At 64.8% G+C, this 14,954-nt stretch carries 13 protein-coding genes; 10 read left to right on the plus strand and 3 right to left on the minus strand.

The window, feature by feature from the left end:
- Positions 1-143 precede the first annotated feature (143 nt).
- The 3 genes from GUY30_RS02795 to GUY30_RS02805 are packed head-to-tail and all read right to left on the minus strand — an operon-like array spanning position 144 to position 3,401.
- Positions 144-1,691, minus strand: a complete 1,548-nt coding sequence (locus GUY30_RS02795) for a tripartite tricarboxylate transporter permease (RefSeq protein ID WP_167193922.1) — start codon at positions 1,689-1,691, stop codon at positions 144-146.
- A 1-nt stretch (position 1,692) separates the two neighbouring features.
- Positions 1,693-2,367 carry a tripartite tricarboxylate transporter TctB family protein gene (locus GUY30_RS02800; protein WP_167192999.1) on the minus strand — a complete coding sequence of 225 codons (675 nt, stop codon included), beginning with the start codon at positions 2,365-2,367 and terminating at the stop codon, positions 1,693-1,695.
- A complete protein-coding gene (locus tag GUY30_RS02805; protein WP_167193924.1) occupies positions 2,364-3,401 on the minus strand; it encodes a Bug family tripartite tricarboxylate transporter substrate binding protein in 1,038 nt (345 codons plus the stop codon). Before GUY30_RS02805 ends, GUY30_RS02800 begins: the two co-directional genes overlap by 4 nt.
- 193 nt (positions 3,402-3,594) lie before the next feature.
- Here GUY30_RS02805 and GUY30_RS02810 point away from each other — a divergent pair, with 193 nt between their 5' ends.
- From GUY30_RS02810 to betC, 10 genes are all read left to right on the plus strand, one after another.
- A complete protein-coding gene (locus tag GUY30_RS02810) occupies positions 3,595-5,871 on the plus strand; it encodes a S9 family peptidase (RefSeq protein WP_167193926.1) in 2,277 nt (758 codons plus the stop codon).
- 263 nt (positions 5,872-6,134) lie between these two features.
- Positions 6,135-7,112, plus strand: coding sequence for an ABC transporter substrate-binding protein (locus tag GUY30_RS02815; protein WP_167193928.1), 978 nt, complete (start codon positions 6,135-6,137; stop codon positions 7,110-7,112).
- Positions 7,113-7,257: 145 nt separating this feature from the next.
- Positions 7,258-8,241, plus strand: a complete 984-nt coding sequence (locus tag GUY30_RS02820) for an ABC transporter permease (protein ID WP_167193930.1) — start codon at positions 7,258-7,260, stop codon at positions 8,239-8,241.
- Between the two features lie 5 nt (positions 8,242-8,246).
- Entirely contained in the window at positions 8,247-9,038 is a 792-nt protein-coding gene (locus GUY30_RS02825) for an ABC transporter ATP-binding protein (protein ID WP_167193932.1), read from the plus strand.
- 130 nt (positions 9,039-9,168) lie between these two features.
- The gene (locus GUY30_RS02830) at positions 9,169-9,831 is read left to right on the plus strand and encodes a TetR/AcrR family transcriptional regulator (protein WP_167193934.1); all 663 of its coding nucleotides are present in this window, start codon (positions 9,169-9,171) and stop codon (positions 9,829-9,831) included.
- On the plus strand, positions 9,828-10,187 hold the full coding sequence (locus GUY30_RS02835; RefSeq protein ID WP_139469915.1) for an SMR family transporter: 360 nt from the start codon (positions 9,828-9,830) through the stop codon (positions 10,185-10,187). The genes GUY30_RS02830 and GUY30_RS02835 overlap by 4 nt, the downstream gene beginning before the upstream one ends.
- Positions 10,184-10,498 carry a DMT family transporter gene (locus tag GUY30_RS02840; RefSeq protein ID WP_062239032.1) on the plus strand — a complete coding sequence of 105 codons (315 nt, stop codon included), beginning with the start codon at positions 10,184-10,186 and terminating at the stop codon, positions 10,496-10,498. The genes GUY30_RS02835 and GUY30_RS02840 overlap by 4 nt, the downstream gene beginning before the upstream one ends.
- A gap of 151 nt (positions 10,499-10,649) precedes the next feature.
- Positions 10,650-10,781 (plus strand): hypothetical protein, encoded by a 132-nt coding sequence (locus GUY30_RS18030; RefSeq protein ID WP_266096039.1) that lies wholly within the window; start codon positions 10,650-10,652, stop codon positions 10,779-10,781.
- A gap of 183 nt (positions 10,782-10,964) precedes the next feature.
- A complete protein-coding gene (locus GUY30_RS02845) occupies positions 10,965-13,175 on the plus strand; it encodes a BCCT family transporter (RefSeq protein ID WP_228281649.1) in 2,211 nt (736 codons plus the stop codon).
- Positions 13,172-14,761, plus strand: coding sequence for a choline-sulfatase (gene betC, locus GUY30_RS02850; protein WP_167193936.1), 1,590 nt, complete (start codon positions 13,172-13,174; stop codon positions 14,759-14,761). Before GUY30_RS02845 ends, betC begins: the two co-directional genes overlap by 4 nt.
- The last annotated feature ends 193 nt before the right edge of the window (positions 14,762-14,954 follow it).

Raw genomic sequence — 14,954 nt, forward strand, 5'->3', positions numbered from 1 at the left:
GCGGCTGGCGTGCGTGCCGATTGCGCTCGCTCAAGCAGAAGCGCGGATATCGGGACGTAGACGTCTCGATATCCGCGCTTGGCCTTGAACGACGGCCAGGTGCCGCCCTTCGGCTTGAACGACGGCCAGGTGCCGCCGCTGGGTCAGAGGCTGATCGACTCTGTGGAGTTCGATGCTCCTGACATCGCCTGCTTCTGGCGCTTGCGGGCCAGCACTCGGCCAACTCCGGTGTAGATCAGCGCTGCGATGAGCACGAGGTAGATGACGATCGTGATCGGCGAGGACACGAGCGTCGACGCATCACCGCCGGAGGCCAGCAGCGAATCGCGGAGGTTCGACTCGGCCAGGGGACCGAGCACCATGCCGATCATCAGCGGAGCCAGCGGCACACCGTAGCGCTTGAGCACGAAGCTCAGCACACCGATTCCCAAGAGGATGAGCAGCTCGAACGTCGAGGCGGAAGTCGCGTAGATGCCCAGTCCGCAGAAGACGGCGATGCCGCCGTAAAGATACGGGTCCGGGATCTTCAGCAGCTTCGCCCACAGCGGAGCGAACGGCAGGTTGATGATGAGCAGGACGATCATTGCGACGAAGAAGCTCGCCAGCAGACCCCAGACCAACTCGGGGGAACGGTCGAAGAGCAGCGGACCGGGCTGGATGCCGTACTGACGGAAGGCGGCGAGCATGATCGCCGCCGTCGCCGAGATCGGCAGACCCAGAGCCAGCAGGGCACCCATGGCGATGCCCGTCGTCGCCGATCCGGCCGCCTCGGGGGCGGCAAGACCACGGATCGCACCCTTGCCGAACTGCGGATCCTTCCGGCGGGAATCGAGCTTGCGCTCCAGCCCGTAGGCCATGAACGTCGGAACATCGGCACCGCCGACGGGGATGACGCCGAAGGGCAGACCGATCGCGGTTCCGCGCAGCCATGCCGGCAGCGCTTCGCCGACCTCCCTGCGGGAGAGGAACGGGCGACCCGAGGAATTGATCGTGTTGTCCTTGGTCTGACGGCGGATGCGGGAGGCGATGAAGAACACCTCCCCGAGGGCGAGCACACCCACGGTCACCGTGACCAGGGAGACTCCGTCGAAGAGCTCGGGGACTCCGAGCGTGAACCGCTCTGTACCCGAGACCGAGTCGATACCGATGACGGTGATGCCGATACCCAGCACCAGAGCCGTGAGACCCTTGAGCACCGAATCGGCGACCACCGAGGAGGTGGCGACGAAGGCGAAGAGCGCGAGTGCGAAGAACTCGGCCGGGCCGAAGCTCGTCGACAGGTCGGCCAGAGCCGGGGCGACGAAGACGACGAGGAAACAGGAGATGAACCCGCCGATGAACGCGCCGATCGCGGCGGTGGCCAGAGCCTGTGGGGCTCGCCCGGCCTTGGCCATCTTGTGGCCTTCGAACGTCGAGGCGATCGCAGAGGCCTGACCCGGGGTGTTCATGAGGATGGCCATCGTCGAGTCGCCGAAGAGCCCACCGAAGTAGACACCGGCGAACATGATGAATGCACCCGTGGGGTCCAGCGCAAAGGTCATCGGCAGCAGCAGTGCCACGGCCATCGACGACCCGAGGCCCGGCAGCACACCGACGGCGGTGCCGAGGAAGCAGCCGACGAGGACCCACAGCAGGTTCATCGGCGTCAGAGCGTGTGTGAACCCTTCGAAGAGGGACATGAGGGCGTCCATATCAGAAGCCACCTCCCAGAATTCCCGAAGGAAGATTGAGTCCCAGCATCACCGCGAAGGCGATGTAGACCAGGGACGAGAACGTCAGTGCCAGAGTGAGGTCGAACAGCGGCTTCTTCGAGCCCATCGACCGAGCCACGCACCAGAACAGAAGCGCTGCCGCGATGATCCACCCGGCGAACTCGAGGAGAAGCGCGAACGCCGCGAAGCCTCCGGCGCCCCAGGCCAGCGATACGAAGTCACTGTGCGTGCGATGCTTCGCATCGGCCTTGCGCGCAGCGGCCAGAGCTGCACGATCCTTTTCCGGCTCGTCGTCCTCGTGAGGGGAGAGTCGAGAGGCCGCGACCGCAGAGGTGACCGGAGTCGAGAACGCCTTGTCCTCCTCGGCTGCGGCCGGGAGCTCGTCATCGACGTCGACGGGTTCGGGATTGCGGATGTAGGCGATGACCAGCAGGATCGTCAGCGCGTAGCCGACGAGCATGATGATCGTCGGGAAGAACTGTGGACCCGGTTTGTCCGCATCCGCAGGCACCTCCATGGTGAGGATGCCGACGAGCAGATAGGTCGAGAACGCCCCCATGATGAGGGGAACGACGAGTCCCGACCGTCCCTGCCACCAGGTGCCCGCGCCGAGGTGGCCCGTCCGTTCCGTGTTCGCGGTCGTCTGTGCGCTCACAGTCCCAGCTCCTTCAGCAGCTTCTCCACCCGTGAGGTGTCCTCCTTGATGAACTCGGCGAATTCCTCGCCGGTCTGCCACACGTCGGTCCACTTGTTCCGATCGAGGGCGTCCTTCCATGCGGCGCTGTCGCGGGTCTTCGTCAGCACGTCGAGCAGCTGAGCGGACTCGTCGCCGGTGATGTCCGGTGCTCCGAGCCAGCCGCGCCAGTTCGTCAGCGTGACCTTGTAGCCCTGTTCGGACATGGTCGGCACATCCTCGAAGCCCTTGATCCGCTCCGGGGCGGCGACGCCGATGGCTTTGACGCGTCCGGCATCGATCTGGTCGGAGACCTCGTTGAAACCGCAGGAGGCGAAATCTGTGGTGCCCGAGAGCAGAGTCTGGATGGCCTCACCGCCGCCGGACTTCGGAATGTAGGTGATGTCCGAGGCGGAGATCCCGCCGAGCAGCGCCAGCTGAGCGATGGTCAGATGGTCGACCGAGCCGGCTGAGCCGCCCGTCCACACGAATCCCTTCGGATCCTTCTTCCACGCACCGATGACATCGTCGATCGTGTTGTGCGGGGAATCGGCGGCGGCGATGAGCACGTCATAGTCCTCGGCCACTCGGGCGAGCAGCGTCGTGTTGTCAAAGCCGACCGGTGACTTGTTCAGCGCGATTCCGCCGACCATAGCGGTGCCGGTGGCCAGGATCGTGTCCGCCTGACCGTGCATGGTCGAGAACTTGCCGAGCCCGATGGTGCCGCCGGCACCCGGGATATTGACGACCTGGGCGTTGTTCGCGAGCCGCTCGACGCGCATGGCCTGCTGGGTCTCGCGGGCAAACCCGTCCCAACCGCCGCCGGCGCCGGCCGGAGCGATGAGGGTGAGATTCGATGACAGGTCACCCTTCGCCGAGGCGGCCTTGACCGAGTAGGTCGTCGCCGTTCCGATCGCCGCCAGGGCGATCGACCCGTAGGCGATGCGACCGAAGGTTCGTCGCGAAGGATGAGAGGATTCCGACACGGAATCCTCGGGAGGTGGCGCCTTTGGCACGGACTTCTCCTTTGAAGGCAGGTGTGATGTGAGACTCACCTTAGAGGTTGCTGAGCGTCGACTGCGAGGTTGTGCTCACTCTGCGCGTTCTGCTCATTGAGCGCGTTGAGTGCATTCTGCTCATGCGGTGGTGTCGAGGCGTGCGGCAGTGACGAGGTGGGGGTGTACTTGGAGCTGCGGTTAGGCTGGCGCCATGAGCAGAACTTCCGGCAACGACTCCGCAACCTCGACGACCGCGACTCCGACCTCGGCACCGGTGGCGAAGAAGGTCCCATTCGAGCGCACTCATCACGGCCACACTTTCATCGACGACTACGAATGGATGCGTGAGAAGGAGTCGCCCGAGGTCATCGCCCACCTCGAAGCGGAGAACGCCTGGACGAGCGCACAGACTGCTCACCTCGAAGGCCTGCAGAACTCGATCTTCACCGAGATCAAGACGCGCATCAAAGAGACCGACATGTCTGTGCCCAACCGGCGCGGGGACTATTGGTACTTCTCCCGCACGAAGGCCGGACTCGACTACGGCATCAGCGTCCGGATCCCCATCTCCGAATCTGATGACTGGACCCCGCCGGAGGTCGGCGAAGAACCGCTGTCCGGTGAAGAGGTCGTCTTCGACTCGAACATTGCTGCCGAGGGGCAGGAGTTCTTCTCCCTCGGCTCGTTCTCACTCTCCGACGACGGCAGCCGACTCCTCTACGGCGTCGATACCACCGGCGATGAACGCTATACACTCCGCGTCCGCGACCTCATCACGGGAGACGATCTCGCCGACACGATCGACGGCACCTTTGCCGGAGCCTCGCTCGACCCGAGCGGACGCTACGTCTTCTACACCACCGTCGACGACGCTTGGCGACCGGAGAAAGTGTGGCGCCACGTCGTCGGCACCGACAGCAGCGACGATGTGTGCATCTTTCATGAACCCGATGAGCGCTTCTTCGTCGGATCGGGCTTCTCACGCTCGGGGCGGATGATGTTCGTGGTCACCGGATCGAAGACGACGACCGGATACTGGGCCATCGGCGCGGACGACCTCGAAGCCGAACCGCAGGAGATCTGGCCCCGGGTCGACGGAGTCGAATACAACGTCGAACACGCCGTCATCGGCGGTGAAGACCGATTCCTCATCACCCACAATCGCAACCGCGCCGACTTCGACCTCGTCGACGTTCCCGTCGCCGACCCGACCGCACCCGGCCGCGACGTCATCGTCACCGAATCCGGTGCAGGCACTGACGGCGAGCTGCGCATCGACGACCTGCGGATCGAAGACGTCGACGCCTTCGCCGACTTCATCGTGCTCAGCTACCGTCGCGGCGGCTTCGCACGCGTCGGCATCATTCGCTTGGGGGACTCCTCCTCTCCGTTCGGTCCGCTGCAGGAGCTGCCCTTCGGCCGGGAGACCGGGTCACTCTACGTGGGCAACAACCCCGAGTTCGAGCAGGCGAGCATCCGACTGCATTTCACCTCCATGTCCACACCCGCCGTGATCTATTCCCACAGGGTCGCAGACGGCACTGACACGGTTCTCAAACGTCAGCCCGTCCTCGGATCGGTCGACCTGGACGACTACACCGAAACCCTCCTATGGGCGAAGGCCGCAGACGGCACCGACATCCCGATCTCGGTCGTCTGCCGCAGGGATCTTCACCGATTCGACGCCAGCGCCGCCTCGGCCACGGACGGGTCAGGCGACGGCGCGGACGAGACGAACGGTGGGGTCGCCTCGGCGAAGGGGGAGCCGGCGCCGCTGCTCCTCTACGGATACGGCTCCTACGAAGCGAGCATGGACCCGTATTTCTCGGTCTCGCGGCTGTCGCTGCTCGACCGCGGCGTCGTCTTCGCCATCGCCCACGTGCGCGGCGGCGGAGAAATGGGCCGACACTGGTACGACCAGGGCAAGACCACGGCGAAGAAGAACACGTTCACCGACTTCATCGACGTCGCCCGCCACCTCATCGACACCGGATGGACGAGCCCGGACCGGCTCGTGGCCAGCGGCGGATCGGCCGGCGGACTGCTCATGGGCGCGATTGCGAATATGGCGCCTGAGCTCTTCGCCGGAATCAGCGCCGAAGTGCCCTTCGTCGACGCGCTCACCTCGATCCTCATGCCCGAGCTGCCGCTGACCGTCATCGAATGGGAGGAGTGGGGCGACCCGCTCCATGATCCGGAAGTCTACGAGTACATGCGCTCGTACTCTCCGTACGAAAACGTCACCGAGGCGGCTTACCCGCAGATCTTGGCCGTGACCTCGCTCAACGACACCCGAGTCCTCTACGTCGAACCCGCGAAATGGGTCGCCCGACTCCGCGAGGTCGGTGCGAACGCCCTGCTCAAGACCGAAATGGTCGCCGGGCACGGGGGAGCCTCCGGGCGGTATGACGCCTGGAAGGAGATCGCCTTCGAGTACGCATGGATCCTCGATGTGCTGGGACGATCGGATATCGAAATCGAGGCCTGAGGGGACGTCTGTCGCCGCAGATAACGATACTGGGACGATTGTCTCCAAAACCCTGATTCGGCACCCGGTGTCAGTGCCGGGCCATACAGTGGATATCATCACGTTCGACGTGATGCGCGTCATCATCTCAGAACGGTCTGAGCGACGGCGGCGCATCATTCATCTGCAACGCCGTCCCTCCTTGAGTGCGAGGAGCGGCGGTGTCGAATGCAGAATTCGTGACGGATCCGCACCGGCGGACCGGAATTCCGAAAGGGAGAAGAATGCGTCTCAGGAAAGTGGCCACAGCAATGGTGGCAGTCGGTTCGATTCTTGCGGTTTCGGCCTGCGGCGGCGGTGAGGGCGGCGGCGGTGAAGGCGATTCGTTCTCTATCGGCGTCTCGCAGCTCGTGCAGCACCCGGCGCTCGACGCCGCCACCGAAGGCTTCAAGAAGTCCTTCGAGGACGCCGGCGTCGACGTCGAATGGGATGTGCAGAACGCCCAGGGCGAACAGGCCAATGCGACCTCGATCGCCCAGCAGTTCGCCAGCGACGATTTCGATCTCGTGCTCGCCGTCGCCACCCCGGCCGCTCAGGCGGCGGCTCAGGCGATCTCCGACAAGCCCGTGCTCTTCACCGCCGTCACCGACGCCGAGGAAGCCGGACTCGTCGATTCCAACGACAAGCCCGGCGGAAACGTCACCGGCACCTCCGACCTCAACCCGGTCGAAGAGCAGCTGAAGCTGGTCAAGGACGTCAAGCCCGATGCGAAGACCGTCGGCATCGTCTACAGCTCCGGTGAGGTCAACTCGCAGGTGCAGGTCGATCTCGCGAAGAAGGCCGCGAAGGACCTCGACGTGAAGATCAAGGAAGCCACGATCGCGAACTCGGGCGAACTCGCTCAGGCCGTGGACTCGCTCGGCAAGGTCGACGCCTACTACGTGCCCACCGACAACAACGTGGTCTCGGCAGTGTCGACCATGGTCCAGGCGGCGGAGAAGAACAAGGCTCTGCTCGTCGGATCGGAAGCCGGCCAGGTCGAATCCGGTGCGGCGATCACCCGCGGCATCGACTACACGAAGCTCGGCGAACAGACCGGCGAGATGGCTCTGAAGGTCCTCCAGGATGGAAAGAAGCCCGCCGAGATGCCCGTCGAGACCAGCTCGAACCTCGAGCTCGTCGTCAACCCGAAGGCCGCCAAGGCCCAGGGCGTCGAGATTCCTAAGAAGCTCGTCGACGAAGCCGACAAGGTCATCGAGTGATCGACACCTGCAACACCCCGTGACCCGGTGCGCGGAGTTCTGAACTCTCCGAACGTACCGACGTCACCGGCCCCGAGGCCGCCGGCGCTGCCGTCGACGACCTCGGGGCCACCACGAACCACACACCAGAAATGAACGGAAACCCATGTTCGGAGCATTGGAGCTCGGGCTCATCTACGGCGCGATGGCGCTCGGGGTCTATCTGACCTTCAAGGTCCTCAACTTCCCCGACCTCACCGTCGACGGAAGCTTCACCACGGGCGGCGCCACCGCAGCCTCCCTCATCATCGCCGGGGTCAACCCCTTCCTGGCCACGGCCGCTGCCATCGGCGCCGGACTCATCGCCGGCTACATCACCGGCCTGCTCCACACGAAGGGCGGCATCGACGGACTGCTCGCCGGCATCCTCACGATGATCGGCCTGTGGTCGATCAACCTGAGGATCATGGGGAAGGCGAACCTGCCGCTCCTGCGAGAAGACACCGTGTTCACCCCGCTGCGCGAGAACATGCTCATGGGCGGCTGGGCATCGATCGCGATCCTGCTCGTGTTCGCCCTCATCCTCAAGTTCGCCATCGACTGGTTCCTCACCACCGATCTCGGACTGGCCATCCAGGCCACCGGCAACAACAAAGAGATGATCCGCAGCCTCGGCGTCAATACCGACAATTCGACGATGCTCACCCTGGCCCTGTCGAACGGATTCGTCGCCCTCTGCGGCGCACTCATCGCCCAGTACCAGGGATTCTCCGATATCAGCATGGGCATCGGCCTCATCCTCGTCGGACTCGCCTCGGTCATCCTCGGCCAGGCAGTGTTCGGCAGCCGCAACATCTTCATGGCCAGCCTCGGAGCACTCCTCGGGTCGGTCGTCTACCGACTCATCATCTTCCTCGCCCTGCGTGCGGGCCTGGACACGAACGATATGAAGCTGACAACCGCGCTGCTCGTCGTCATCGCACTGCTGCTGCCCAGATGGGGATTCCTCAAGCGGATTCCCTCGCTTCGCGGGCGCGGAAACCGCGCGGCCGCCTCGGTGCCGGAGGGGACGACCGATATGAAGGACCCGGCCGAAGTCGCCGACATCCCCGCCGGTGCGACCGGCGCTCGATCCGGGAAGGAGATCTGAGACCCATGCTCAAGATCGACAACATCTCCAAAACCTTCTTCCCCGGCACCGTCAATGAACGCAAGGCGCTGCAGGGGCTCTCGCTCGAGCTCGACGAATCCGACTTCGTCACCGTCATCGGCTCCAACGGCGCCGGAAAGTCGACGCTGCTCAACACCATCTCCGGCCGCCTGCCCATCGACTCCGGTTCGATCACCATCGACGGCGCAGAGGTGTCGCGGATGCCCGAATACAAGCGGGCGAGATACTTGGGCCGAGTCTTCCAGGACCCGATGGCCGGCACCGCTCCGGACCTCACGATCGAGCAGAACCTCTCGCTCGCTCTCAAGCGCGGAAAGCCGCGCGGACTCGGGCGGGGGACCACCTCGGAGCGACGCGAACACTTCAAGGAGGAGCTGGCCACTCTCGAGCTGGGGCTGGAGAACCGGCTGAAGACGAAGGTCGGGCTGCTCTCCGGTGGTCAGCGACAGGCACTGAGCCTGCTCATGGCCGGATTCACTCAGCCGCGGATCCTGCTGCTCGATGAGCACACCGCCGCACTCGACCCGCAGCGTGCGGCCCTGGTGTCGGCGCTGACGAAGAAGATCGTCGAAGCCGACGGGCTGACCACGCTCATGGTCACGCACAACATGGAGCAGGCGATCGCACTGGGCAACCGGCTGATCATGATGCACGAGGGACGGATCATCTACCAGGCTTCGGCCGAAGAGAAGAAGGACCTGACCGTCGAAACCCTGCTCGGTGAATTCTCAAAACTCAAGGGAGCGACTCTGGGCGACCGAGCACTGCTCAACTGAGCGGAGGCACGGGGCGGCTGATGCGCGGTCGCGGCACGGACTGGAGAGAGGGCGGTCCGCACCAGCAAGGTGCGGACCGCCCTCTCTTTCGCACTGGCGAACTTTACCAACCGGTTGGTAAAGTAGACGCATGGCGCATGACGGACGGATGCGAATTCTCGAAGCGGCGAAGGCTCTGGCCGAATCGCATGTTTCGGTGCAAGGGGTGACGGTCTCACTCGAGTCGGTCGCGCAGAAAGCGGGGCTGACGAAGCCGGGACTGATGTATCACTTCCCGTCCAAGGAGGCGCTCATGCTCGGCCTCGTCGACCACGCCGCCGAAGAATGGGCGCAGCGACTGCGCACACACACGGGGCACGCGAGCGAGGAACTGACAAGCTTCGAACGGCACCGCGCCTACGTCACCGTGGCCACCACCGCCGAGGTCTCCCGCGCGGACTACTGGATCTTCTCCGATGCTCTCTACCACCCGAAGCTGTCGCGGGCCTGGAGCGAGCACCTCGGCCCGTGGTTCGACACCACCGGACTCGACGAACGCGCGGTGTCTCTGCTGACCGCGGCCCGGTTCTGCGCCGACGGTGCGTGGATGTCCGAAGCCACCGGAGTGTTCCCCTCCAATGACCTCGCGGCCGTGCACCGACACGCCCTCGCGCTCATCGATACCGCTGAGACAACCGTCGATGCCGCCGAGGCAGTCAGCGCTCCCGCCGAGGCGACCAGCGATGTCGCCGAAGCAACCAATGCTGCCGGTGAGGCAGAGCCCGACGAGAACGAATCGGAGGTGACCGAATGAACTCGAAACGTCTGCTGCTCCTCGTCGCAGCCATCCTCGCCGAGGTGGCCGCCACCCTGATGCTGCGCGCATCGGTGTCCGATCCCGTGTGGATTCCCGGTGTCGTCGTCCTCTACGCCACAGCCTTCTTCATCCTCGGCCTCACCCAGCGTCTGGGCATGCCGCTCGGTGCCGTCTACGCCACCTGGTCTGCCAGCGGGGTCGCGCTCGTCGCAGTGCTCGGCGTCGTGTTCTTCGGTGAGCTCCTGAGCATCGGCGCCATCATCGGGATCGCCCTCATCATCATCGGCGTCATCCTCGTCGAGTCCGGCACTCCCGAAGAGTCCGAGACCGTCGGTGCGGAGGTGACCGAATGAGCTGGCTGTGGTTGGCCCTGTCGATCCTCAGCGAAGTCGCCGGCACCCTGTGCCTGCGTGCAAGCGCCGGACTGCAGCGCAAGATCTGGTTCATCCCTGTGGCGATCAGCTACACCGCGGCCTTCTTCTTCCTCGGCCGCACCCTGGCTGAGGGGATGCCGCTCGGCGTCGCCTATGGTCTGTGGGCGGCCTGCGGAGTCGCTCTGGTCTGCCTGCTCTCCCGCGTGATCTGGAAGGATCCGCTGACGCGGAAGGCGCTGCTGGGCATCGGCTTCATCACCGTCGGAGTCATCCTCGTCGAGATCGGCTGACGCGGCCGTACCGGGTTGCACATGCCATACCCGGTTGCCCCGACCACGTCTGGCTGACTCGGCCATAAGCGGCCGACCAGGCCAGCGGTTCTCCTGCTCGTTGCTGAGAATTTATTGTGAAGCGTCAAGGAAGCTGTTATCGTCCGAAGACATGACCCCTCTCGGATTCGACGACCACCACCGCTGTGGATGGTCGACCCCGAATCGAGAGCGCCCGAGCTGCGGCTTCGCCAATGATTCCTGGGAACCCGTGGCCATCGGCTGGTGGGGCGGCGAGCCCTAGTCACTGATCGCCGATCCGCAGACCTCCTGCCTGATCGACGACCTCCGGCCGGTCGCATCACCTGATTTCCGACGAGTACCCGATGTGCGTTCACGCCATCGGGCCATGATGCGTTTGCCTCCGTGCACGGCACCGATCGATTTCGGCAGTTTCCGCAACAATCGAAAGAGTGTGAACCGACACATGACAGATGACTCCACCCGAACCGACGAACAGGATCCGGGGCCGGATCAGCAGTCCGATTCCACCACCGAGGCGGCTCGCCGTGCACCACGCGAACGGATCATGGCCGATGCCCGCCGAGTGAGGGACGACGCCAAACGCGTCGGCCGCGAGACCGGGCGCAACCTCGGCCAGTTCGACTACCGTCGACCGCGCGGTCCCGTGAAGGCCGATCTCGAAGATACGCACGGCCACTACCCGCACGACACCCACCCGATCCTCGTGCCCGGAATCGCCATCGACGAACAGCGGCGCAAGTACTCGCTGGACACGATCATCTTCGCGATCGCCGGCGGCCTCACCGTCGCCTTCGTCATCTGGGGCATCACCAGCCCCTCCAGCGTCGCTACGGTCGCTCAGACTGCCTACGATTGGGCCACGCTCAACGTCGGTTGGCTGTTCAACCTCGTCGCGATCATCATCCTCGTCTCCCTGCTCATCCTCGCGTTCTCCTCGTACGGCAAGATCCCCTTGGGCAAGGACGGGGAGAAAGCGGAGTTCAGTACCTTCTCCTGGGTCGCCATGCTCTTCGCCGCGGGCATCGGCATCGGCGTCCTCTTCTTCGGCCCCTCCGAGCCCCTGACCTACTTCATCTCACCGCCTCCGCTGACGAATGATCCGGAGTCCACCGAGGCGCTCCACGGTGCGATGGCCCAGACCTACTTCCACTGGGGCTTCCATGCCTGGGCGATGTACGCGCTCGTCGGCGGGGCCATCGCCTACGCCGCCTACCGTCGCGGCCGTTCGCTGCTGCTGTCCTCGATCTTCCGGACTCTGTTCGGCAAACGCCAGACCGAGGGCTTCGCCGGCAAGCTCGTCGACATCTTCGCGATCGTCGCCACTCTCTTCGGCACGGCCGCGGCCCTGGGCATCGCGGCAATGCAGATCGGCACGGGCGTCAGCATCGTCGCAGATGCGGGACCGATGACGAACAATGCGCTGGTCATCATCATCCTCGTCCTCACCCTCGGCTTCATCATCTCCGCGGTCTCCGGCGTCTCGAAGGGAATCCGCTACCTGTCGTCGATCAACATCGTGCTGACCGTCGGCATCGTCGCGCTCGTGCTGTTCCTCGGGCCCACGCTCTACCTGCTCAACCTGCTGCCCTCGGCGCTCATGGAATACCTCGGCTCGATGTTCGACATGATGGGCCGGTCCCTGTCCTGGGGCGCCGAGACTCAGGAATTCCAGTCCGTGTGGACCGTCTACTACTGGGCCTGGTGGATCTCCTGGTCGCCGTTCGTCGGCACCTTCATCGCCCGCATTTCCCGCGGTCGCTCGATCCGCCAGTTCATCCTCGGCACCATCTTCATCCCCTCGACGCTGCTCTTCGTCGCCTACGGAATCATGGGCGGAACCTCTATCTGGATGTACCGGTCCGGAGCTTCGGGCTTCACCGACAGCATGGAAGCCCCCGAGGTGTTCTTCACCCTCATCGACAACCTTCCGTATGTCGAATGGCTGCCCTTCGTCGTCATCATCGTCCTGGCGATCTTCTTCATCACCTCCGCGGATTCCGCCTCGGTGGTCATGGGCATGCTCACCAGCCGTGGTGATCAGGAACCGAAGAAGTGGGTCGTCGTGTTCTGGGGCCTGGTGATGTCGGGCATCGCCGTGGTGATGCTCCTCCTCGGCGACGCCAGCGCGCTCGAAGGACTCCAACAGCTCGTCATCGTCACCGCGGTGCCGTTCGCCTTCGTCATGCTCTTCATCATCGTCGCCTGGTTCAAGGAGCTGCGCACGGATCCGCGCGCCCTGCGTCGCCAGTACGCGCTCAACGCGGTGGACAACGCCGTGGTCGCCGGTGCCGATGCCTATGGTGACGACTTCGCCCTCCAGGTCGTGCCCACCGACCCCGGTGACGGTGCGAACGGCGGAATCGATTCCGAGCACGAGGACTACACCGACTGGTACCAGCGCACCGACGAGAACGGCGAACCCGTCGGCTTCGACTACGAAACCGGCGAATGGGCCGACGGTTGGACACCGGACGACGATTCCGCGAACTCAGAGGAATCCTCGTCGACTGAGGAATCCACCGACACCGAGGCGACCGCCGCCTCGACGACCGACGCGGACTCCGGGACCGCCTCGGCGACCGAGTCAGACCCGGACCCAGCGAACGATTCCGAAGCCGCAGTCGGCTCCGACCGGAGAGAGGGCCACTCATGACCACCCCGAACATCGTCGTCATCCAAGCCGATCAGATGGCTGCCCAGGCCCTGGGCGCCTATGGTGATGCGGCCGCGCTGACACCGAACATGGATGCCCTCGCCGCCGACGGAGCCGTCTTCGACCGCGCGTACTGCAATACCCCGCTGTGCTCGCCGTCGCGGGCATCGATGATGACCGGACGGATGCCCTCGGAGATCGACTGCCTGGACAACGGCGATGACTTCGCGGCCTCCGTGCCGACCTTCGCCCACCGACTGCGCAAGCTCGGCTACCACACCGCGCTGATCGGGCGGATGCACTTCATCGGCCCTGATCAGCACCACGGTTTCGAGGAGCGCCTGACCACCGACGTGTACCCGGCCGACCTCGACATGGTGCCCGACTGGAACCGTCCCCTGGAGCAGAAGCTGCAGTGGTACCACGAGGCCGACCCCGTGTTCACCGCCGGTGCGGCGGCCGCGAACGTCCAGCAGGACTTCGACGACGAGGTGATCTTCAAGACCCTGCGTCACCTCAACGACCGCAAGCGCGCGAACCAGGCCGCCGGGGGCGATCAGCCGTTCCTCATGGTCACCTCGTTCATCCACCCCCACGACCCGTACGAGCCGCCGAAGGTCAACTGGGACCGATTCGCCGAGGTGGCCATCCCGGACCCAGCCCATCCCGAGGTTCCCGATCAGGCCGTGGATCCGCACAGCCATCGCCTGCGCACGATGTGCGGCTTCGACGAACGCGAGCCGGGCATCGAGGACGTGCGTCGGGCTCGCCGCGCCTACTATGCGGCGGTCAACTACATCGATGATCACGTTGGGGCGATCCGGCGCAAGCTCGAAGAACTCGACCTGGCGGACAACACTGTCATCATCGTCACGAGCGACCACGGCGACATGCTGGGGGAGAAGGGGCTGTGGTTCAAGATGTCGCCCTACGAGCAGTCCTCCCGCGTCCCGCTCATCATCAACGGACCCGCCGAGGTGATCGCTCCGGGTCGGTACGCGAACCCGGTCAGCCTCGTCGACCTGGCGCCGACCCTGCTCGACATCGCCCAGGGCACGGCCGAGAACTCCGGCTCTTCGAAGGACTCGGCAGACGCGGAGGCAGGGGCCGCCTCGGCGATCGATGAAGGACTGACCGGAACCTCGATGCTCGAGTCCGCGCGTCGGGAAGCTGCCGGCGAAATCGGGCCTGCGGACCGCGACGTCGTCATCGAATACTTCGCCGAGGGCACCTACCGTCCGCAGGTCACGCTGGTCCGCGGCGACCTCAAGCTCACGATCTGCCCGGGCGATCCGGTGCTGCTCTTCGACCTGGCCGTGGACCCCGATGAGCTGGTCAACCGTGCCGAGGATCCGGCCTATGCCCAGCCGCTGCAGGAGATGCGCGAGCAGCTCGAGTCCCGTTACGATCTCGAGCACCTCGAGGAGCATGTGCTCAGTTCGCAGCGCAGCCGCCAGCTCGTCGCCGATGCGCTCAAGGTCGGCCGTGCCCGCCACTGGGACTTCGACCCGGAGCCGGAGCACGGCTACGTGCGCGGAGACTTCTGGTCCGCGTTCCGTTTCGGCAAGATCCCTGCCGCCGACTGACTCGTCGGCTTCTGCAGCGGCTCGCGCTGCACTCGCTGGTTCGAAGTGTGGGCGTCCTGATTTCGATCAGGGCGCCCACACTTCTAACCCGCGGAAGCGGAATGCGGACTCCGCCGGGCGGCCCCGGCAGGTCGGCTGGGAGGGTGAGCCGCCTCGGCGAGAACAATTCATGTGGACTTAGGTGAGTTGCGGG

It is taken from the genome of Brevibacterium pigmentatum, assembly GCF_011617465.1.
Taxonomy (GTDB): Bacteria; Actinomycetota; Actinomycetes; order Actinomycetales; family Brevibacteriaceae; genus Brevibacterium; species Brevibacterium pigmentatum.

What these genes read in the sequence shown, in the direction of transcription:
- GUY30_RS02795 (WP_167193922.1), bottom strand. Translation starts at nt 1,691, where the DNA reads ATGGACGCCCTCATGTCCCTCTTCGAAGGGTTCACACACGCTCTGACG.
- GUY30_RS02810 (WP_167193926.1), top strand. Translation starts at nt 3,595, where the DNA reads ATGAGCAGAACTTCCGGCAACGACTCCGCAACCTCGACGACCGCGACT.
- GUY30_RS02815 (WP_167193928.1), top strand. Translation starts at nt 6,135, where the DNA reads ATGCGTCTCAGGAAAGTGGCCACAGCAATGGTGGCAGTCGGTTCGATT.
- GUY30_RS02820 (WP_167193930.1), top strand. Translation starts at nt 7,258, where the DNA reads ATGTTCGGAGCATTGGAGCTCGGGCTCATCTACGGCGCGATGGCGCTC.
- GUY30_RS02825 (WP_167193932.1), top strand. Translation starts at nt 8,247, where the DNA reads ATGCTCAAGATCGACAACATCTCCAAAACCTTCTTCCCCGGCACCGTC.
- GUY30_RS02830 (WP_167193934.1), top strand. Translation starts at nt 9,169, where the DNA reads ATGGCGCATGACGGACGGATGCGAATTCTCGAAGCGGCGAAGGCTCTG.
- GUY30_RS02835 (WP_139469915.1), top strand. Translation starts at nt 9,828, where the DNA reads ATGAACTCGAAACGTCTGCTGCTCCTCGTCGCAGCCATCCTCGCCGAG.
- GUY30_RS02840 (WP_062239032.1), top strand. Translation starts at nt 10,184, where the DNA reads ATGAGCTGGCTGTGGTTGGCCCTGTCGATCCTCAGCGAAGTCGCCGGC.
- GUY30_RS18030 (WP_266096039.1), top strand. Translation starts at nt 10,650, where the DNA reads ATGACCCCTCTCGGATTCGACGACCACCACCGCTGTGGATGGTCGACC.
- GUY30_RS02845 (WP_228281649.1), top strand. Translation starts at nt 10,965, where the DNA reads ATGACAGATGACTCCACCCGAACCGACGAACAGGATCCGGGGCCGGAT.
- betC (WP_167193936.1), top strand. Translation starts at nt 13,172, where the DNA reads ATGACCACCCCGAACATCGTCGTCATCCAAGCCGATCAGATGGCTGCC.